Source organism: Streptomyces sp. NPDC127177 (assembly GCF_042672475.1).
Lineage (GTDB): Bacteria > Actinomycetota > Actinomycetes > Streptomycetales > Streptomycetaceae > Streptomyces.
The window spans coordinates 58,197-79,194 of sequence record NZ_JBHXUW010000019.1; the positions used below are offsets into that span (position 1 = coordinate 58,197).

Annotated in this window: 17 protein-coding genes and 1 riboswitch; of the genes, 14 read left to right on the forward strand and 3 right to left on the reverse strand. The window is 69.9% G+C overall.

Features of this window, described 5'->3' with window-relative positions; genetic code table 11:
• Positions 1-9: 9 nt before the first annotated feature.
• The 13 genes from ACFVJX_RS14385 to ACFVJX_RS14445 all read left to right on the forward strand — a co-directional run bounded on the left by ACFVJX_RS14385 (position 10) and on the right by ACFVJX_RS14445 (position 14,196).
• A complete protein-coding gene (locus ACFVJX_RS14385; RefSeq protein WP_384125819.1) occupies positions 10-978 on the forward strand; it encodes a glycosyltransferase family 2 protein in 969 nt (322 codons plus the stop codon).
• Complete coding sequence (locus tag ACFVJX_RS14390) at positions 975-1,412, forward strand: GtrA family protein (RefSeq protein ID WP_384125817.1); 438 nt, start codon at positions 975-977, stop codon at positions 1,410-1,412. Before ACFVJX_RS14385 ends, ACFVJX_RS14390 begins: the two co-directional genes overlap by 4 nt.
• A 137-nt stretch (positions 1,413-1,549) precedes the next feature.
• Positions 1,550-2,206 (forward strand): SurA N-terminal domain-containing protein, encoded by a 657-nt coding sequence (locus ACFVJX_RS14395; protein WP_384125814.1) that lies wholly within the window; start codon positions 1,550-1,552, stop codon positions 2,204-2,206.
• 31 nt (positions 2,207-2,237) lie between these two features.
• Complete coding sequence (locus ACFVJX_RS14400) at positions 2,238-3,212, forward strand: nucleoside triphosphate pyrophosphohydrolase (protein ID WP_384125811.1); 975 nt, start codon at positions 2,238-2,240, stop codon at positions 3,210-3,212.
• Between the two features lie 75 nt (positions 3,213-3,287).
• Entirely contained in the window at positions 3,288-4,646 is a 1,359-nt protein-coding gene (locus tag ACFVJX_RS14405) for a cytochrome P450 (protein ID WP_384125808.1), read from the forward strand.
• 135 nt (positions 4,647-4,781) lie between these two features.
• Complete coding sequence (locus ACFVJX_RS14410; protein ID WP_384125805.1) at positions 4,782-5,729, forward strand: transglycosylase family protein; 948 nt, start codon at positions 4,782-4,784, stop codon at positions 5,727-5,729.
• Between the two features lie 311 nt (positions 5,730-6,040).
• Positions 6,041-6,212, forward strand: a riboswitch (cyclic di-AMP (ydaO/yuaA leader).
• 4 nt (positions 6,213-6,216) lie between these two features.
• Positions 6,217-6,951 (forward strand): transglycosylase family protein, encoded by a 735-nt coding sequence (locus ACFVJX_RS14415; RefSeq protein ID WP_384125803.1) that lies wholly within the window; start codon positions 6,217-6,219, stop codon positions 6,949-6,951.
• A 303-nt stretch (positions 6,952-7,254) separates the two neighbouring features.
• Entirely contained in the window at positions 7,255-8,535 is a 1,281-nt protein-coding gene (eno, locus tag ACFVJX_RS14420) for a phosphopyruvate hydratase (RefSeq protein ID WP_327337229.1), read from the forward strand.
• A 98-nt stretch (positions 8,536-8,633) separates the two neighbouring features.
• The gene (locus ACFVJX_RS14425) at positions 8,634-9,104 is read left to right on the forward strand and encodes a septum formation initiator family protein (RefSeq protein WP_384125800.1); all 471 of its coding nucleotides are present in this window, start codon (positions 8,634-8,636) and stop codon (positions 9,102-9,104) included.
• Positions 9,105-9,188: 84 nt separating this feature from the next.
• Positions 9,189-9,728 carry a DUF501 domain-containing protein gene (locus ACFVJX_RS14430; protein ID WP_384125797.1) on the forward strand — a complete coding sequence of 180 codons (540 nt, stop codon included), beginning with the start codon at positions 9,189-9,191 and terminating at the stop codon, positions 9,726-9,728.
• Between the two features lie 17 nt (positions 9,729-9,745).
• The gene (locus tag ACFVJX_RS14435) at positions 9,746-10,687 is read left to right on the forward strand and encodes an exopolyphosphatase (RefSeq protein WP_384125794.1); all 942 of its coding nucleotides are present in this window, start codon (positions 9,746-9,748) and stop codon (positions 10,685-10,687) included.
• Positions 10,688-11,184: 497 nt separating this feature from the next.
• A complete protein-coding gene (locus tag ACFVJX_RS14440) occupies positions 11,185-12,570 on the forward strand; it encodes an NAD(P)/FAD-dependent oxidoreductase (protein ID WP_384125791.1) in 1,386 nt (461 codons plus the stop codon).
• A gap of 321 nt (positions 12,571-12,891) precedes the next feature.
• A complete protein-coding gene (locus ACFVJX_RS14445; RefSeq protein WP_384125789.1) occupies positions 12,892-14,196 on the forward strand; it encodes a class I SAM-dependent methyltransferase in 1,305 nt (434 codons plus the stop codon).
• 73 nt (positions 14,197-14,269) lie between these two features.
• Here the strand turns inward: ACFVJX_RS14445 and ACFVJX_RS14450 are convergent, their stop codons facing one another.
• The 3 genes from ACFVJX_RS14450 to ACFVJX_RS14460 form a co-directional block, all read right to left on the reverse strand.
• Entirely contained in the window at positions 14,270-16,798 is a 2,529-nt protein-coding gene (locus ACFVJX_RS14450; RefSeq protein WP_384125786.1) for an ABC transporter permease, read from the reverse strand.
• A gap of 136 nt (positions 16,799-16,934) precedes the next feature.
• A complete protein-coding gene (locus ACFVJX_RS14455) occupies positions 16,935-17,705 on the reverse strand; it encodes an ABC transporter ATP-binding protein (RefSeq protein WP_384125783.1) in 771 nt (256 codons plus the stop codon).
• A gap of 213 nt (positions 17,706-17,918) precedes the next feature.
• Positions 17,919-18,938: a LacI family DNA-binding transcriptional regulator gene (locus ACFVJX_RS14460; protein ID WP_384125780.1), complete on the reverse strand. Its 1,020-nt coding sequence runs from the start codon at positions 18,936-18,938 to the stop codon at positions 17,919-17,921.
• Between the two features lie 222 nt (positions 18,939-19,160).
• Between ACFVJX_RS14460 and ACFVJX_RS14465 the strand changes: the two genes are divergently transcribed.
• Complete coding sequence (locus ACFVJX_RS14465; protein WP_384125778.1) at positions 19,161-20,894, forward strand: ABC transporter substrate-binding protein; 1,734 nt, start codon at positions 19,161-19,163, stop codon at positions 20,892-20,894.
• Positions 20,895-20,998: the final 104 nt, after the last annotated feature.

Consider the following 20,998-nt stretch of genomic DNA (forward strand, 5'->3'; position numbering starts at 1 on the left):
TGTACATGCGTGCTGATCTCGCTGGTGGTGCCCTGTTTCAACGAGGAAGAGATACTCCGTCGCTTCCATGAACGCGTGACGGACGAGATGGCCCTGCTGGGCCATGAATTCGAGCTCGTGTACGTCGACGACGGGAGCGCGGACCGGACCCTGCCGATCCTCCGGGAGCTGGCAGCCGCCGACCCGCGGGCCCGCTATGTCTCCTTCAGCCGCAACTTCGGCAAGGAGGCCGCCATGCTGGCCGGCCTCCAGCACGCCGACGGCGACGCCGTCGTCATCATGGACGCCGACCTCCAGCACCCGCCGGAGCTCGTCGGCCGCATGCTCGAGGAGCACGCCAACGGCTACGACCAGGTGATCGCCCGGCGCACCCGCACCGGGGACCGCGTCACCCGGACACTCACCGCACGGGCCTACTACTGGCTGATCAACCACCTGGTCGACGTCGAACTCGTCGACGGCGTTGGCGACTTCCGGCTGCTGTCCCGCCGCGCGGCCGACGCCGTACTCGAACTCACCGAATACAACCGGTTCTCCAAGGGCCTCTTCGCCTGGGTCGGATTCCCCACCACGACGTTCAGCTACGAGAACGCCGTCCGTGAACAGGGGCGGTCCGCCTGGACCTTCGGAAAGCTGCTGAACTACGGCCTCGACGGACTCCTCTCCTTCAACAACAAGCCGCTGCGCGCCGCGCTCTACCTCGGCCTGCTGCTGCTCTCCCTCGCCTTCGCCTACGCCGCCTGGATCGTCGGCGTCGCCCTGGTGAAGGGCGTCGACACCCCCGGATACGTCACGCTCCTCGTCGTGGTCACGGCACTCGCCGGGGTCCAGATGGTGATGGTCGGAGTGGTCGGGGAGTACGTCGGAAGGATCTACTACGAGGTGAAGCGCCGCCCGCACTACCTGGTCAAGGACACCAACACCCGGTCGCGCGGGACGGCACCGGAGCCGGAGACCCTGGAGCCCGTACGCCGATGACGGTCAAGACACAGGTGACGGTCGAGACGCACTCCACGGTCAAGGCGCAGATGGCCCGCTTCGCCCTCGTCGGCGTCGTGAACACCGGCACGTACTACGGCTGCTACCTCGTCCTGCTGCACCGGCTTCCCTACATAGCGGCACACGTGCTGGCCTTCGTCCTCAGCATGACCGGATCCTTCTTCCTCAACTCCTGGTTCACCTACCGCACCCGCCCGACCTGGCGGAAGTTCCTGCTCTTCCCGCTCACCAACGCCGCCAACTTCGTCATCACCACCGGCGGTGTCTACCTGCTGGTTGACCTGGCCGGACTCAGCAACCGCTACGCCCCGCTGATCGCGGCGGCCGCCGCGATCCCGATCACCTTCGTGGTCTCGCGCACGATCATGCTGCGGCCCGACACACCTCCCAAGACCTCCCTGCCGGTGCGCTGATCCGGCCTTCCGGGAGCCCACATCCCCAACTCCTTCCGAATCGTTGGTCGAATCAGTGGCCCGGATCAGCTCCACTGCCTAACATCGATCACCGCAAGGCCTTGTGCACCGCCGCACAATCTCCTCGGGAGGCTCCTTTGCACCGCCGCCGTCGCACCGCGCTCACCGTCTCAGCCGCACTGCTCGTCGCAGCGCCGCTCCTCGCCGCCTGCGGCAACCAGGCCCACCCCGGCGCCGCCGCCGTCGTGGGCGGGAACCGGATCGCGGTGTCCACCGTGCAGGCCCAGGTGGCGGACGTGCGCGATGCGCAGGACAGCTCCGCCCAGCCCGCCCAGGGCGCCGACCGGTCCGGTCAGCTCGTCCGCGCCAAGCTGCACGGGATCATCCTGGACCGGGTCCTGGACCGCGCGTCGGCCGATGCCGGGGTGACCGTCAACCGCGCCGAGATCCAGCAGATGCGGCAGTCGGCCGTCACCCAGTACAAGGGGGAGAAGGGGCTGCGCGCCGCGGTGCTCCAGGAGCGCTGGATCTCCCCGGGCCAGATCGACGCCTTCCTGCGCGAGCAGATCCAGCTGACCAAGCTCTCCCAGGCGCTCGGTGCCGACCCCTCGACGCCGGCCGGTACGAAGATCCTCGGTGACGCGCTGACGAAGGCCTCCAAGGCGTTGAAGGTCGATGTCAACCCGCGCTACGGCAGCTGGGACAACAAGAAGATCCAGCTCGGTGACTACAAGGCCCCCTGGCTCAACCAGGTCACCAAGCCGGAGCAGTCCACCGCGGAGGCCGGGGCCTGAGCCCGCTCCGGCGGCCGGGTAGATTCGCAGCGTGAACGCTGAAGACCCCGGCCGCATCGTCCTGCTCACCGCCAGCCACCGGGTCGCGCCCGGACTGCTGTCCTGGCCCGCCTGGCAGACGCTGCACGCCGCCGACCTGGTGCTCTGCGCCGAGCCGGACCAGCCCCAGCTGCCCTACCTGCGCGAGGCGGGCATCACCGTCGAGACCGTCGTCCCCCACGCGCAGGAGCTCCTCGACACCTGCGCCGGGGGACGGACCGTGGTCGTGGTCAGCGGCGGCGAGGGCGAGCGGCCGCTGACCGACCAACTGGCCCGGCTGGCGGGTTCGGGCCGGGTGCAGATGCCGGACCTGGAGCTGCTGCCCGGTTCGTACGACCTGCCGGGCGCCCGCCTCCTGGACCTGGTGCAGGTCATGGACCGGATCCGCGTCGAGTGCCCCTGGACCTCGCAGAAGACCCACGAGGGCCTCGCCAAGTACGCCATCGAGGAGGCGTACGAACTGGTCGAGGCGATCGAGGACGGCAGCCGCACGGAACTGCGCGAGGAGCTCGGCGACGTACTGCTCCAGGTCGTCTTCCACGCACGCATCGCCGAGGAAGGCGTTCCGGGAAGCGGGGACGAGCCGTTCTCGGTGGACGACGTAGCCGCCACGCTCGTCGAGAAGCTGATCCACCGCCACCCGCACGTCTTCGGCGACGAGAGCGCCGAGACCCCCGAGGACGTCCACGCGCACTGGCTGCGCACCAAGGCGATCGAGAAGCAGCGCGACTCGGTCACCGACGGGGTACCGCTCGGCCAGCCCGCCCTGGCCCTCGCGTCGAAGCTCGCAGGCCGGGTCCGCACCGCCGGACTCGACGTACCGCTCCCCGAGGGCGACGACATCGGCTACCGGCTCCTCGCCCTGGCCGTACAGGCCCAGGAGGACGGCACCGACCCGGAGGCCGCCCTGCGGGCCGCGGGCCGCGCCTACCGGGACGCCATCAGGGCGGCGGAGGGCAACGGCTAGCCCGCCCCGCGGCGATGGGTGGCGCATCCGAGGGCAGCGGGCGGTGCGCCGGACGCCGACGGCTAACGTCGGGGGGTGAACGACAGCCCCGCCGACACCCCTCCCGCCACTCCCGGACCCGCCGCCGACGGCCCCGTACCGGCCTCCGGCGCACCCGCGGGCTGCCCCGCCCACGGAGCGGCCGCCGATGCCGTTCCGCCCGGCCCCGCGCCCGAACTCTTCACCTGGGAGTTCGCCACCGACCCGTACCCCGCCTACGCCTGGCTGCGCGAGCACAGCCCCGTGCACCGCACCACGCTGCCCAGCGGCGTCGAGGCCTGGCTCGTCACCCGTTACGCGGACGCCAGGCAGGCCCTGGCCGACAACAGGCTCTCCAAGAACCCGGCGCACCACGCCGGTCCGGCGCACGCCAAGGGCCGCACGGGCATTCCGGGTGAGCGCAAGGCGGAGCTGATGACGCATCTGCTGAACATCGACCCGCCCGACCACACCCGGCTGCGACGCCTGGTGTCGAAGGCGTTCACGCCCCGGCGCATCGCGGAGTTCACGCCGCGCGTGCAGGAGCTGACGGACCGCCTCATCGACTCCTTCGCCGAGAAGGGGACGGCCGACCTCATCCACGAGTTCGCCTTCCCGCTGCCCATCTACGCGATCTGCGACCTGCTCGGTGTCCCCCGCGAGGACCAGGACGACTTCCGGGACTGGGCGGGGATGATGATCCGGCACGGCGGCGGACCGCGCGGCGGGGTGGCCCGTTCCGTGAAGAAGATGCGCGGCTATCTCCTCGAACTGATCCACCGCAAGCGCGAGAACCCCGGGGACGACCTGATCTCGGGGCTGATCCGGGCGAGTGACGACGGCGAGCACCTCACGGAGAACGAGGCCGCCGCGATGGCCTTCATCCTCCTGTTCGCCGGCTTCGAGACGACGGTCAACCTGATCGGCAACGGCGTCCACACCCTGCTGAACCATCCGGAGCAGCGCGAGCGGCTCCAGCGGTCCCTGGCGGCGGGGGAGACGGATCTGCTGGCCACCGCCGTCGAGGAACTGCTCAGGTACGACGGTCCGGTGGAGCTCGCGACCTGGCGGTTCGCCACCGAGGCGCTGACGATCGGCGGGCAGCGGGTCGCCGAGGGGGACCCCGTGCTCGTGGTGCTGGCGGCGGCCGACCGGGACCCCGGGCGCTTCGACGGACCGGACACGTTGGACCTCGCCCGGCGTGACAACCAGCACCTCGGTTACGGGCACGGCATCCATTACTGTCTGGGAGCACCGCTCGCCCGCCTCGAGGGGCAGGCGGCGCTCGCCACGCTGCTGAAACGCCTTCCGGATCTGCGGCTTGCGGTGGAACCTGCCGATTTGCGCTGGCGTGGCGGGCTCATTATGCGCGGACTGCGCACACTTCCGGTGGAGTTCACTCCCGAACGGGTTTAAAAGGAAAGTGACACTCTGTCAACTCTGTGACTTTCACGTGATCTGCGCTGCATCGACTTGTGACACACGTTCGAGTCCCGCTAGGTTCACCGTTCGACTCACCAGTCACTCGTCAGTCACACGGAAGGCATTCCCATGGGCTCCGCGAACGGCAGACACCGTCGCCCTCGTCAGGCACCCGCGATCATCGTCGCCGCAGGTGTGACCGGCTCGGCCATCGCCATCCCCCTGCTCGGCGCGGCCGGCGCGCACGCCGCCGACGCCTCGACCTGGGACCGGGTCGCCGAGTGCGAGAGCGGTGGCATGTGGAGTGCCGACCTCGGCAACGGCTACTACGGCGGCCTGCAGTTCTCGCAGGAGGTCTGGAAGTCCTACGGCGGCGACTCGTACGCCCCCCGGGCGGACCTCGCCAGCCGCTCGCAGCAGATCGCCGTGGCGGAGAAGGTCCTGGACGACCAGGGCCCGAAGGCGTGGCCGAGCTGCGCCGTCGTCTCCGGCCTCGCCGAGGACGGGTCCCTGCCGGGCGTCGACCCGGGCAGCACGCCGTCCGCCGACCCGTCGGAGAGCGCGGACCCGGCGGAGAGTGCCGACCCGGCGAAGAGCGCGGAGCCGTCCGACGGGGCCTCCGAGGACGCGACGGACGCTCCCTCGGACGATGCCACCGACGACGCGGCAGGCAAGGAACGTACGTCGGACACCTCGAAGAGTCCGTCCGCCACGCCCTCGCCGTCCGGCTCGACCGACGCGAACGGCCCATCCGGCGACGCCTCGGACGGGTCAGGTGAGGGCTCGGAGACGGGTGGCAAGCACCGCGGCGCGCCGGCTCCCGACGAGAGCGGCGGCGAGCGGGACTCGGGGCGGCACGCCTCGCGGGGTGACGGTGACGCACGGGACAAGGACACACCGGCCGCTGACGGCACGTACACCGTCCGCGCCGGCGACAACCTCTGGGCGATCGCGCAGGCGCAGGAGCTGCCCGGCGGCTGGACGGAGCTGTACGAGGCCAACAAGGCGGAGGTCGGCTCCGACCCGGACCTCATCCTGCCTGGCCAGAGCCTGGACCTCGGCGTGAAGGCCGGATGAGAACAGCCCTGTGCGCGGTCTGATCAACAGCTGAAAACACCCTGAATCCGGGGTACTTAAGAGGCCTATGTCCCACTTTTGACTAAGTGAGACATGGGTCTCTTTGCGTGAACTGACGCATCTTGTCCGGGTGGTCCCTCCGCATCCGTTCCGACCTGCGCAAACATATGTTTTTCAGATGCAATTAAGGGCTGTTTATCCGGTATGTCTTTCTTTGATGTGGGGGTTGCGTGTGTTTACGGTCGGAACCGCTCGCACCGCGGGCCCCGTCGATCGTCACGCCGAATCCTGCCGTCGGTCGAAGGGAACAGACGCGTAAAGCGCCGTAGGCAGGAGCGGGGGACCCAGGTAAGCGCCGGGTCCGATCGTCGCAAGACGCATCGGGAACGGCTTGGGGTGAAGTCGTGCGCTAGGACGTGCGACCGGGCAACTCACTTGGCCCGAACCCGACAGCTCACCTCGTAGGCGTCGGTGAGGAGAAGTCTCGATGCTGCTCAACAGCAAGGGCAACAAGCACCGCCGCCCGTCCAAGGCCGTCCGTATCGCCACGCTCGCCGGTGTCACCGGTGCCGCCATCGCCGTGCCGCTCATGGGTGCGACCGGCGCCTCCGCCGCCTCCGTCTCCACGTGGGACGCCGTCGCCCAGTGCGAGTCCGGCGGCAACTGGTCCATCAACACCGGCAACGGCTACTACGGCGGTCTGCAGTTCTCGCAGTCCAGCTGGGCCGCCGCCGGTGGTACGCAGTACGCGGCCCGTGCCGACCTCGCCACCAAGTCCCAGCAGATCGCCGTCGCCGAGAAGCTCCTCGACATGCAGGGACCGGGCGCCTGGTCCTGCGCCGGTGCCGGCAACCTGAGCAACGACGGTGTCGACCCGGGCGTCGACACCGGCTCCGGCAAGACCGAGACCGCTCCCGAGCAGGGCTCGGCTCCGGCCAAGCAGGCCGAGCCGAAGAAGGCCGAGCGCAGCGAGGCCCCCTCCACCAACCGCTCGGACCGCTCGACCGCCCCCGAGGCGAAGAAGACCGTCACCACCCCGACCGGCGAGAAGGTCAAGAAGGGTGACGGCGAGTACAAGGTCGTCGCGGGTGACACCCTGAGCGAGATCGCGGCCGACCACAAGGTCAAGGGCGGCTGGGAGCAGCTGTTCAAGCTGAACAAGGACATCGTCGAGGACGCCGACATGATCTTCCCGGGTCAGCAGCTGCACCTGGCGAAGTAGTCCAGAACCCCGCTCCTTCGCGGAGCGGTCGGCACTCTCCTCGCCGAGCGCCCCGGTCCGGCCGCATCTTCCCCCCGTGCGTGCCGGGCCGGGGTCCGCGCGTTTCTGTGTTGATTGTTCAACTGTTGTAGTTACCGGCCAGTAAATTTCTGGCCGTATGCCCCTTAATGCCTGCCCTTGGGTCCTTTTTCGTCCCAGGGGACGGGCGCCCGGCCGACTGAGACGGCCGGGCCGGTTAGGCTCTTGTCGCAAGGCCAAAGTGACCCTGCACAACCAGCGTCATATCCCAGAAGGAGATGCCTCGTGCCGTCCATCGACGTCGTCGTAGCCCGGGAAATCCTCGACTCCCGGGGCAACCCCACGGTCGAGGTCGAGGTTGGCCTCGACGACGGCAGCACCGGCCGTGCTGCCGTCCCGTCCGGAGCCTCCACCGGTGCGTTCGAGGCCATTGAGCTTCGCGACGGTGACCCCAACCGCTACCACGGCAAGGGTGTCGAGAAGGCAGTCCTCGCCGTCATCGAGCAGATCGGCCCGGAGCTCGTCGGCTACGACGCGACCGAGCAGCGGCTGATCGACCAGGCGATGTTCGACCTGGACGCCACCGAGAACAAGGGCTCGCTCGGCGCCAACGCCATCCTCGGCGTCTCGCTCGCCGTCGCCCACGCCGCGTCCGAGGCCTCGGACCTGCCGCTGTTCCGCTACCTCGGTGGCCCGAACGCGCACCTGCTGCCCGTCCCGATGATGAACATCCTCAACGGTGGGTCGCACGCCGACTCCAACGTGGACATCCAGGAGTTCATGATCGCCCCGATCGGCGCGGAGTCCTTCTCCGAGGCCCTGCGCTGGGGCGCTGAGGTCTACCACACGCTGAAGAAGGTCCTGAAGACCAAGGGCCTGTCCACCGGTCTCGGTGACGAGGGCGGCTTCGCGCCGAACCTGGAGTCCAACCGCGCCGCCCTCGACCTCATCGTCGAGGCCATCAAGGAGGCCGGCTACGCCCCGGGCAAGGACATCGCGCTCGCGCTCGACGTCGCCGCCTCGGAGTTCTACAAGGACGGCACGTACGAGTTCGAGGGCAAGTCCCGCTCGGCCGCCGAGATGACCGAGTACTACGAGGAGCTCGTCGACGCGTACCCGCTGGTCTCCATCGAGGACCCGCTGTACGAGGACGACTGGGCCGGCTGGAAGGTCATCACCGACAGGATCGGCGCCAAGGTGCAGATCGTCGGCGACGACCTCTTCGTCACCAACCCGGAGCGCCTGGCCCGCGGCATCGAGGAGGGCTCCGCCAACGCCCTGCTCGTCAAGGTCAACCAGATCGGTTCGCTGACCGAGACCCTGGACGCCGTCGAGCTCGCCCAGCGCAACGGCTTCAAGTGCATGATGTCGCACCGTTCCGGCGAGACCGAGGACGTCACCATCGCCGACCTCGCGGTCGCCGTGAACTGCGGCCAGATCAAGACCGGCGCCCCGGCCCGTTCGGACCGTGTCGCCAAGTACAACCAGCTGCTGCGCATCGAGGAGATCCTCGACGACGCCGCGGTGTACGCGGGCCGCTCGGCGTTCCCGCGCTTCAAGGGCTGACAAGCCGGGCAGGGGCAACTGCCCCGGCTTCCGTCCGTCCCCGCACTCGGTCCCGTACCGTGTGCGGGGACGGACGTGCGTAATGGGGAGGCGGAGACATGGCCGCGAAGGACCGGGACCGGTTCTCCACCGCGACCCGGCTGAGGCTGCTCGGTGAGCAGACCGCGGCCCGCGTCTACCGGTCGCAGAACCGCCGTCAGGCCCGCCGCTCCCGCCTCACCGGCCGGGCGGCCTTCCTGGCCCTGGTGGTCTGCTCGCTGGTGGTCGCCCTCGCCTACCCCATGCGGCAGTACGTGTCGCAGCGCGACGAGATCGCCGACCAGGAGCGGCTCGCGCAGGAGGCCGAGGCCCGTACCGAGGAGTTGCGCGACGAGAAGGCGCGCCTCCAGGACGACGCCTACGTCAGGCGGCTGGCCCGCGAGCACCTGCACTACCTTCTCCCGGGGGAGACCGGTTACACGGTGGTCGACCCCGACGCGGTCAGGGAGCGCAACGGGAAGCCGGAGGAGTCCGGCCGGCCGTGGCACTCCAACCTGTGGGACGGCGTCGACAGCGCCGACCGCGGCTGACCCGCGTTCCGTCCCTCCCACGTCTCTCTCCCCTTTCCTCTGCAGAACCGCAGTTCGAGCAGCCCGATCAGAACCTAGGCAGGCATGGAAACGCCCCCTCCCCAGACCGAGTCCACCGCGCCCACCGACGCGGACATCGCGGCGTTCCAGCAGCAGCTGGGACGCCCGCCGCGCGGGCTGCGCGCCATCGCGCACCGCTGCCCGTGCGGAAACCCGGACGTGGTCGAGACCCAGCCGCGGCTGGAGGACGGTACGCCGTTCCCGACGACGTACTACCTGACGTGCCCGCGTGCGGCGTCCGCGATCGGCACGCTGGAGGCGAACGGGGTCATGCGGGAGATGACCGAGCGCCTCGGTACGGACCCGGAGCTGGCCGCCGCGTACCGGGCCGCGCACGAGGACTACATCGCGCGGCGGGACGCCATCGAGGTGCTCGAGGGCTTCCCGAGTGCGGGGGGCATGCCGGACCGGGTGAAGTGCCTGCACGTGCTCGTGGGACATTCGCTGGCCGCCGGGCCGGGGGTCAACCCGCTGGGGGACGAGGCGATCGCGATGCTGCCCGAGTGGTGGCGCAAGGGGCCGTGCGTTTCGCCCTGCGGCGCGCAGGGTGAGGACGAGGGCTGAGCGTGAGGGTCGAAGACATGACGCGTGTGGCAGCCATCGACTGCGGTACCAATTCGATCCGTCTGCTGGTCGCGGATGCCGATCCCGGGTCCGGCGAGCTGGTCGCGCTCGACCGGCGGATGGAGATCGTGCGGCTCGGGCAGGGTGTCGACCGGACCGGGCGGCTCGCCCCGGAGGCGCTGGAGCGGACGTTCGCCGCGTGCCGGCGGTACGCGGCGGTGATCGAGGAGCACGGCGCGCAGAAGGTCCGCTTCGTCGCCACCTCCGCCTCCCGGGACGCGGAGAACAGAGACGACTTCGTCCGCGGTGTGCTGGACATCCTGGGTGTGGAGCCCGAGGTGATCAGTGGTGACCAGGAGGCGCAGTTCTCCTTCGACGGGGCCACCAAGGAGCTCACGGGCCGGGACGACCTCGCGAAGCCGTACCTCGTCGTCGACATCGGCGGCGGGTCCACCGAGTTCGTCCTCGGTGACGACCGGGTGCGGGCCGCCCGGTCCGTGGACATCGGCTGTGTCCGGATGACCGAGCGTCACCTCGCGCGGGACGGCGAGATCGTCGACCCGCCAGGGCCGGACGCGGTCGACGCGATCCGCGCCGACGTGGAGGCCGCACTGGACCTGGCCGAGCAGAGCGTGCCGCTCACCGGGGCGGGCACGCTCGTCGGGCTGGCAGGCACGGTCACCACCGTGGCCGCGATCGCGCTGGGTCTGGAGGAGTACGACTCCGAGGCGATCCACCACTCCCGGGTCTCCCTGGAACAGGTCCGTGAGATCGCCGGGCGGCTCCTCGGTTCGACCCATGCCGAGCGCGCCGCGATCGGTGCGATGCATCCGGGGCGGGTCGATGTGATCGCCTCCGGGGCGCTGATCCTGCTGACCGTCATGGAGCGGACCGGGGCCCGTGAGGTGGTCGTCAGCGAGCACGACATCCTCGACGGCATCGCCTGGTCGCTCGCGTAGGCGGGTTCCGGAGGCCGGAGTCGCTGAACGCCCCTCCTGGGGCCCCGCGAGGGGCTCCGGGGCATGGGGTGCGGGGGTGGGCGGAAACGTCGCTCATACGCATTCCTGCCTGCACCTTTGAGCCGCTGAGAGGCGCCCTGGAAGCCCCTTCCGGGGCGCGCCGCGACGAAGTTCGTGAACTTCTTCACAAGGAATTGGGTCCTTGAGGGCCGACTTCTGCTCCGTACGGGGTCCGGGGAGGGTGTGCGGGGTCACTCGGCCCGCGTACGGGAGGGTTCCGGGCGCGTTGCGGGTGTGTGAACCGAGGGTGTGGTCCACTCCGTTCGGCGGCACAAGGGCCAGCTCACAAGCGGTGAACAACGTTCGCCGGGGTGCCGTGGTTCCCCTCCCGGGCCATGACCTGGGTCACGTGGGCGGGGCAGTGTAGCAGAGGGTGGGCCATACCTTGTGAAGGGGCTCACGAGCCCTGCCCCCGAGGGGGGTGGATACTCGATGGCATGAGCACCACGGAGCGTCCCAGGATCCTCGTAGTAGGCGGTGGGTACGTAGGCCTGTACGCAGCTCGGCGCATTCTGAAGAAGATGCGCTATGGAGAGGCGACCGTCACGGTCGTCGACCCCCGGTCGTACATGACGTACCAGCCCTTCCTCCCCGAAGCTGCTGCCGGCAGCATCTCGCCTCGGCATGTCGTCGTCCCGCTGCGACGCGTCCTGCCGAAGGCCGAGGTTCTCACCGGCCGCGTCACGACCATCGACCAGGACCGCAAGGTCGCCACGGTTGCGCCGCTCGTCGGCGAGGCCTACGAGCTGCCCTTCGACTACCTGGTCATCGCGATGGGCGCGGTCTCCCGCACCTTCCCGATCCCCGGCCTGGCCGAACAGGGCATCGGTATGAAGGGCATCGAGGAGGCCATCGGCCTGCGCAACCACGTCCTCGAGCAGCTGGACAAGGCCGACTCGACGACCGATGAGGACGTCCGCCGCAGGGCGCTCACCTTCGTCTTCGTGGGCGGCGGCTTCGCCGGTGCGGAGACCATCGGCGAGGTCGAGGACATGGCCCGCGACGCGGCGAAGTACTACACGAACGTGAAGCGCGAGGACATGCGCTTCGTGCTCGTCGACGCCGCCGACAAGATCCTTCCCGAGGTCGGTCCGAAGCTGGGCACCTGGGGCCGGGAGCACCTGGAGTCCCGCGGTGTCGAGGTCTTCCTCTCGACGTCCATGGACTCCTGCGTCGACGGTCACGTGGTGCTGAAGAACGGCCTGGAGGTCGACTCCAACACCATCGTGTGGACGGCCGGCGTGAAGCCGAACCCGGCGCTGGCCCGCTTCGGTCTGCCGCTCGGTCCGCGCGGTCACGTGGACACCTCCGAGAAGCTCCAGGTGCAGGGCACCGACTACATCTGGGCCGCGGGCGACAACGCCCAGGTCCCGGATCTGATCGGCCGCAAGGCCGGCAACCCGAACGCCTGGTGCCCGCCGAACGCCCAGCACGCGCTGCGTCAGGCCAAGGTCCTCGGTGACAACGTCATCTCCGGGATGCGCGGCTTCCCGCAGGCCGACTACAGCCACGCCAACAAGGGTGCGGTCGCCGGTCTGGGCCTGCACAAGGGCGTCGCGATGATCGTCATGGGCAAGGTGAAGATCAAGCTCAAGGGCCGTCTCGCCTGGTACATGCACCGTGGCTACCACGGCATGGCGATGCCGACCTGGAACCGCAAGATCCGGATCTTCGCCGACTGGACCCTGGCGATGTTCCTCAGGCGCGAGGTCGTCTCGCTCGGTGCCATGGAGACGCCGCGCGAGGAGTTCTACGAGGCCGCCAAGCCGGCCCCGGCGCCGGCCGCCGCCAAGCCCGTCGGTGAGAAGGCCAAGGCCTCCTGACCCTCGCGGGCCGAGCAGGACCGTAGTACGACGCCCGAAGGGGCCGTCCGCCATCCGTGGTGCGGGCGGCCCCTTCGGCGTATCGCGGCAGGCCGGGGCGGGGCAAGGTACAGGGGTTCGGGGGCCAGTGACCCGGCGGATGCGTGGCCCGTACAGGTATTTTGCCGTTCCATTGCGCAGTAGCGGGATGGCCGGGCCGCCGGAAACTGTTGAGGGGGGTGTACCTCGCCGCGGCGTCCAAGGGTGGTGCCGAGGCGTGGTGCGGGACATGTGTGGGCATGTCCGGGCACGTCGGGAAACACCATCACGGAGGTGTGCGCCATGGCAGACGCCGCGTTGCGGCTGACCGCTCTCGCCCAGGAGTTGCTGGGAGAACCCCTACCGGTCCGCATCAGGGCCTGGGACGGCAGCGAATCCGGACCGCCCGATGCCCCCGCCCTCGTCATCAGGAACCGTCGCGCCCTGCGCCGGCTGCTGTGGAAGCCGGGCGAACTGGGCCTCGCCCGCGCCTGGGTGGCCGGGGAAATCGACATCGAGGGCGATCTGTACGAGGCCCTGGACCTGATCGCCGGGCTGATCTGGGACCGCGGTGCGGAGGCGAAGGACAGCATCCACCCGGTCCGCGACCCGAGAGTGCGGGCGGCCGCCAAGGGGCTGCTGCAACTGGCCGGGCCCTGGCCGCCACCCCCTCCACCACCGGAGGAGGTACGCCGCCGCACCGGAGCCCTGCACACCAAGCGCCGCGACAAGGAGGCCATCAGCCACCACTACGACGTGGGCAATGACTTCTACGCACTGGTCCTCGGCCCGTCCATGGTCTACTCCTGCGCCTACTGGGAGGACGGCGGGAACCTCGAGGACGCCCAGCGCGACAAGCTGGACCTCGTCTGCCGCAAGCTCGCACTGAAGGAGGGCGACCGTCTCCTGGACGTCGGCTGCGGATGGGGTTCCATGGCCATCCACGCCGCCCGTGAGTACGGCGCCCGGGTCACCGGTGTGACCCTCTCCACCGAACAGGCCGCCTTCGCCAGGAAGCGCATCGCCGAGGAGGGGCTGACCGACCGGATCGAGATCCGGGTCCAGGACTACCGGGACGTCAGGGACGGCCCGTACGACGCCATCTCCTCCATCGGCATGGCCGAACACGTCGGCTCCGTCCGCTACCGCGAGTACGCCGACGACGTCTACGCACTCCTCAAGCCCGGCGGGCGCCTCCTCAACCACCAGATCGCCCGCCGCCCGGAGAAGGACGAGTCCGCGTACCACGTGGACGAGTTCATCGACGCCTACGTCTTCCCGGACGGCGAACTGGCCCCGCTCGGCCGGACCGTCGCGACCCTCGAAGAAGCCGGTTTCGAGGCCCGTGACGTCGAGTCGCTCCGCGAGCACTACGCACTGACCCTGCGCCGCTGGGTCGCCAACCTGGAGAAGGAGTGGCAGCGCGCGGTGAAGATGACCTCGCCCGGCCGGGCCAGGGTCTGGCGGCTCTACATGGCCGCCTCCGCGCTCTCCTTCGAGCACAACAAGATCGGCGTCAACCAGATCCTGGCCGTGCGGCCGGCGGACGGCGGCACCGCCGGTATGCCGTTGCGCGCCCGCGACTGGAAGGCGTCCGCGACCGGCTGAGCCGGACCGGACGTGACGGAGGGCCGGTACCCGCGTCGGCGCGTACCGGCCCTCTCGCGTGCGCTGTCCCGCGCTACTCGGTCTTGATGGCCGTCAGCATGTTGAGCTTGGCGGCGCTGCGGGCCGGCCACAGTGCGGCCAGCACCCCCACCAGCCCGGCCAGCAGCAGGAAGACCGCGATCCGGCCCCACGGCACGACGAGCGCGTACTGCGGGATCGAGGACGATGCGGACCGCCCGATCGCCCAGCCGAGGAACAGGCCGAGCCCGATGCCGACCACCGCGCCGAACAGTGAGATGACCACGGCCTCCAGCCGGATCATGCGCTTGACCTTGCGCCGGTCCAGGCCGATCGCCCGCAGCATGCCGATCTCCTGCTGACGTTCGAAGACCGACATGGCCAGGGTGTTGACGACCCCGAGCACCGCGATGATCAGCGCCATCGCCAGGAGCCCGTACATGATGTTCATCATGAGGTTGATGGAGCCGCCGAACATGTCCCGGATGTCCTGGCGGTCCATGATGCTCATGCCGGGGTTGTCACCCAGCGCGTTCACGATGGACTTCTCGTTGGCGGCGCTCGCGCCGCCGTCCGTCTTCACGTAGATCTCGCGGATGTCCGGACGGCCCTCGTGCGGGGCCACCTTCTCGCGGGGGATCAGCGCCTCGGACAGGAACTCGTTGCCCTTGTAGAGCGCGCCGATCTTCAGGTCGCCCTTCTTGTGGTCCTCGTAGGTGACCGTGACGGTCTCGCCGGTCTTCCAGCCGTGCGACTTCGCGGTCTTCTCGGCGACGGCGATCTCGCCCCTGCCCAGGGAGTCCATCGAGCCGGAGAGGGTGTCGACGGTGAGGACCTTCTGCACATCGCCGGGGGTGACACCGGACGCGGAGAGCGAGGTGTCGCCGATGTCCAGCCAGACGGACTGCTGCGGCGAGACAGCGGTGACGCCCTCGGCCTTCTCCAGCGCGGTGAGCGCCGACTCGTCGAGCGAGTCCCCGCTGGCCATCGAGACCATGTAGTCGGCCTTGATGTTGTCCGTCGTCATCCGGTCGACCGCCTGGCCGAGGGTGACGCCGAGCACCGAGATGCCGGTGACGAGGGTGAGACCGATCGCCAGGGCGGAGGCGGTGGCGCCGGTGCGCCGCGGGTTGCGGACCGCGTTCTGCGCGGCGAGCTTGCCGGAGACCCCGAACAGCCGCCGCAGCAGCGGGCGGACCAGCGCGATCACCGGGCGGGACAGCAGCGGGATGAGGATGATGATGCCGATCAGCGCCAGGAAGGCGCCGACCGCGATGGCGAGCTGGGCGCTCGTACCGGACTGTGCCGCACCGGCCACGATCGCGGCCGCGCCGAGCAGGGTGATGATCGCGCCGATCGAGTTGCGCAGCACCAGGGACTTCACGGTGGCCACCGCGTGCATGCTGTTCATCGCCGCGACCGGGGGGATCTTCGCCGCCCGGCGGGCGGGCAGCCAGGCGGCCAGCACGGTGATCAGGACGCCGACGGCGAACGCGGCGCCGACCGTGGTCGGGGCGACCACCAGCGGGCCGGCCGGGATCTTGCCGCCGATCAGGCTCATCGCGGAGCGCAGCCCGGTGGCGAGTCCGAGGCCCAGCGCGAAGCCGATGACGGACGCGATCAGGCCGACCACGGCCGCTTCGAGCAGCACCGAGCGCTTGACCTGGCGGCGCGAGGCGCCGACGGCACGCAGCAGCGCCAGCTCCTTGGTGCGCTGGGCGACGAGCATGGTGAAGGTGTTGGCGATCAGGAAGATGCCGACGAACAGGGCGATGCCGGCGAAGCCGAGCAGCAGCTTGTTGAGGTTGCTGAGGCCACGCTCGGTCCGCTCGGCCTCCTCGTTCGCGACGACCTTGCCGGTCTTGGCCTCGGCGTCCTCGGGCAGCAGCGGCTTCACCGCGGCCAGCACCTGCTGGTCGGAGGTGCCGGGTGCGGCGGTGACGGAGACGTCCCGGAACTCGCCCGGACGCAGGAAGAGCTTCTGGGCCACCGGGGTGTCGAAGAGGACCAGGCTGCCGCCGGCGTTGACCGCGCCGTCCTCGGTGGTGAAGACGCCGGAGAGGGTGTACTCCTTCACCGGTCCGTTGGTGGCGACCCGTACCGTGTCGCCGACCTCGTACTCGCCCTTCTTCGCGGTGTCCTTGTCCAGGGCGATGCTGCCCGCCGCGGTCGGGCCCGAGCCGTCGGTGAAGGTGTACTGGGGGTCCTTGCCGTCCTTGCCGGGGGCGAAGTTGGCGCCGGTGTTGGTCCAGCCGTTGCCGATCAGCTTGCCGTCGGGGTCGGCGACCCCGGCGAAGCCGTCGACCCGGCCGGTGGCCGTGCCCACGCCGTCCAGGGCCTGGATCTTCTTCAGGGTGGCGGCGTCGACGGCGGGGGTCTTCTCGTCGCGCTGGTTGGCGTAGGTGGTGACCGCGACGGCGACGTCGTCGTAGTTCTTCGCCGACTGGTTGCGGAAGGCGTTTCCGAGCGTGTCGGTGAAGACCAGGGTGCCGGAGACGAAGGCCACGCCGAGCATCACGGCGAGGACGGTCATCAGCAGCCTGGCCTTGTGCGAGAGCACATTGCGCAGGGCGGTACGGAACATGTCTGTCAGTCCTGGGATGGGGAGGGGTACCGGATGGGGGCATGGCTCAGGCGTCGCGCGGCACGAGGCGGTGCGACGACGGGCCCGGGGAGGGGCCGGGGCCCGGGGGCGGCCCGGCGGATCAGGGGCACGCGCCCTAGCTGGTACGGCCCTTGGCGTCGAAGGCCTTCATCCGGTCCAGCACCCCGTCGGCTGTGGGGTGCATCATCTGGTCCACGATCGCCCCGTCCGCGAGGAAGATCACCCGGTCCGCGTAGGAGGCGGCGGCCGGGTCGTGGGTCACCATCACCACGGTCTGGCCAAGCTCCCGCACCGAGTTGCGCAGGAAGCCGAGGACCTCGGCGCCGGAGCGGGAGTCCAGGTTCCCGGTCGGCTCGTCACCGAAGATGATCTCCGGCTGCGAGGCCAGGGCGCGGGCCACCGCGACGCGCTGCTGCTGGCCGCCGGAGAGCTCCGTCGGCCGGTGCTTGAGGCGGTCGGAGAGGCCCACCATCTCGATGACCTTGTGCAGCCACTCCTGGTCGGGCTTGCGGCCCGCGATGTCCATCGGCAGCGTGATGTTCTCCAGCGCCGTCAGCGTGGGCAGCAGGTTGAACGCCTGGAAGATGAAACCGATCTTGTCCCGTCGCAGCTGGGTCAGCTGCTTGTCCTTGAGGGAGCCCAGCTCCGTCTCGCCGATCCGCACCGAACCGCTGCTGAAGCTGTCGAGACCGGCCACGCAGTGCATCAGCGTGGACTTGCCGGAGCCCGACGGGCCCATGATCGCGGTGAACTCGCCCTGCGGGAAGTCCACGGTGACCCGGTCCAGCGCGGTCACCTTGGTCTCGCCCTCTCCGTAGACCTTGGAGAGTTCCGTGGCGCGGGCAGCCACCGCGGTGGCGCGGTGAGCGGTGGTCATGGTGGTCACGGGAGACTCCAGGGTTGGTTCGTACGGAACGGGGCTGCCCGGCCGGCCGCCGCCGTGGGCGGCCGGGGGGAAGGGCATGACTCCATCCTCTCCGTCGCTTCGCCGCCGGTCGTCACTCCCGGTGCCCGTTCCGGGGGCCGCCTTGAGTCGCACCGAAGGGCCCCCGCGTCCTCCTGCGGTATGACACCGCCCCTGAGGCGCGCGTACGCCGCCCTACCGCGGGGCGGCCGTCGACCCGCGCGGGACGAGCCGCGCCGCCGCGTCCTCGTACCCGTCGGCCGCACCGTCGGCGACCAGGGCCAGCAGGGTGCGCGCCGCGTGCCCGCCGTACGCCGGGATGTCGCGGCTCAGCGCGGTCAGGGGCGGCCGGACCACCCGGGAGAGCTGGGAGTCGTCCCAGGCGACCAGGGAGAGGTCACCCGGTACGTCGAGTCCCATCTCCTGGGCGACCGACAGCCCGGCGACGGCCATGATGTCGTTGTCGTAGATGACCGCCGTCGGCCGCTGCGGGGAGCTGATCAGCCGCCGGGTGGCGTGCGCTCCGTCCTCGCCGGAGTAGTCGGTGTGGACGATCACCGGCTCGCCGAGCCCGAGTCGCGCGCAGACCTCTCGCTGGGCGCGGTCGCGCAGCCCGGTGTGGTTCAGTCCGGGCAGCCCGGCGACCCGGGCGACCGACCGGTGCCCCAGCGCGGTCAGGTACGTGAGGGTGTCCCGTACCGCCGCCGCGTCGTCCGACCACACGGACGGGAGCGGGCCCGCGGCCGAGGGGTGGCCGATCACCACGGCCGGCAGCCCCAGTCCGGCGACGCCCTCGATCCGGGGGTCGGGGCTGCGCAGATCGGCGAGGAAGACACCGTCCACCCGGCCCTCGCCCCACCAGCGGCGGTAGACCTCCAGCTCCTGCGACGGATCGCTGACGACCTGGAGCAGCAGGGCGCAGCCGCGCGGTGAGAGTTCGCTCTCGATGCCGCTGATCAGCTCCATGAAGAACGGCTCCATGCCGAGCAGCCGGGCGGGCCTGCACAGGGCCAGGCCCACCGCGTCCGCCCGCGCCCGGGTGAGGGCGCGGGCCGCGCTGTTGGGCCGCCAGCCGATCTCCTGCGCGATGGCCTTGATCGAGGCGCGGGTCGCCGGGGAGACCCCCGGGCGGTCGTTCAGCGCGTACGACACCGCGACCTTGGAGACGCCCGCGCGGCGTGCGATATCGGCGATCGTGGGGCGGTGCCTGGGCATGCGACCTCGCTTAACCGGTTCGTGTTCGACGGCCATCCTAGTCATCGACGGTGCCGCCGCCAGTCCAGGGCAGCGAGGTCCTGATCACTCAACTCCCTTGCCCACAAAAGAAATGGGAGCGCTCCCGCACCCTTGACAGGCTCTCCGGGCGGCCTTAACTTCACCCCACTTACCCGGTTCAGTAACTCCGCTCGGCAGGGACGGCGGGGAGAAGGAGGGACGATGGGCACGGGATTCCGGGGACGGATCGCGACCACGCTCGCCGTGATCGCACTCGCCGCCACCGCGTGCACGGGGGGCGGCTCCTCGGCGGGCGGCTCGGGCGGGTCCGGCGGCGGGGGCGGCGCGCTTCCGCGCAACGAGACGCTCTACACCACCGGTACGCAGTGGGGGCCGCCGGCCAACTACAACCCGCTGCACAACTGGGACCACGCCACCGGCACCAAGGGGCTGGTCTACGAGACCCTGTTCCACTTCGACCCCAACGCGGGGAAGCTGACGCCCTGGCTGGCGGAGTCGGGCAGCTGGACGGGCGACAAGACGTACGAGCTGAAGCTCCGTCCGGGCATCACCTGGTCCGACGGGAAGCCGCTCACCGCCGGGGACGTCGCGTACTCCTACGGTCTCGGCAAGATCGAGGCCTCGTCCTTCCACACGCTCTGGAGCTGGCTGTCGGACGCGAAGGCGGTGGACGCGACGACCGTCCGCTTCACCTTCAAGGAGGCCCGCTACCAGGAGTGGGACTACACCCTCTACGGGCAGCCGATCGTCCCCGAGCACATCTGGGGCAAGCGCTCCGAGAAGGAGATCCTCGACGGCGTCAACGACAAGCCGGTCGGCACCGGCGCGTACACCCTCAAGAGCCACTCCCAGGACCGGGTCGTCTGGCAGCGGCGCGACGACTGGTGGGGCGTCAAGGCGCTCTCCATGAAGCCCGCGCCCCGCTACATCGTCGACGTCTCCAACCCCAGCAACGAGGTCGTCATCGGTCAGCTGGGCCAGGGCCAGCTGGACCTCAGCAACAACTTCCTGCCCGGCGCCGCCTCGCTGGTCAAGAGCAAGAAGGTCGTCTCGTACTACGACAAGCCGCCCTACATGCTCTCCGCCAACACCGCCTGGCTGGTGCCCAACACCACGAAGAAGCCGATGAACGACGCGGCGTTCCGCAGGGCGCTCGCCGCCTCCGTGGACGTCGGGAAGATCGTCAAGGGCGTGTACGGCGAGCTGGTCAAGCCCGCCGACCCGACGGGCCTGCTCCCGCAGTGGGACAAGTTCGTCGACCGGGACCTGGTGGCCGGTGAGGGCTTCTCCTTCGACACCGCCGAGGCCAAGCAGATCCTCGCGGACGCCGGGTACAAGGACACCGACGGCGACGGCCTGGTGGAGAACAAGGACGGCTCCAGGATCAGCCTGAAGCTGGCCGTGCCCACCGGCTGGACCGACTGGATGGAGGCCGCCAAGGTCATCGCCTCGTCCGCCAAGGCCGCGGGCATCGGCGTCACCACCGAGTTCCCCGACCAGAACGCCCTCAACGAACAGCGCGGCAAGGGCGCGTTCGACCTCGTCGTCAACAACGAGCGCCAGCTGTCCAACACCCCGTGGACGTACTACGAGTACATGTTCCAGCTGCCCGTCCAGAAGCAGCAGAACACGGTGAACTTCGGCCGCTACGAGAACAAGGAGGCCTGGAAGCTCGTCCAGGAGCTCGGCGCGGTGAAGACGGACGACACCGCGGGCATGAAGAAGATCATCTCCAGGATCCAGGCCATCCAGCTCAAGGAGATGCCCGTCATCCCCCTCTGGTACAACGGCCTCTGGGCCCAGTCGACCACCGGGAGCTGGACGAACTGGCCGTCGGACGCGCCGGGTGCGCCCAAGTACGCACCGGCGTTGTGGCGCAACTGGCTGGAGATGGGCGGCTTCGAGGCGCTCACCCAGCTCAAGCCCGCCAAGTGACACGGCTGTTCCGGGCGTGACCGGCCCCCTGCCGGTCTCCCTCCAACCATGACCGCCCCGCCGTGCGCGTGCCGCCCTGACCGCCGCCCGCACGGCGGGGCTCT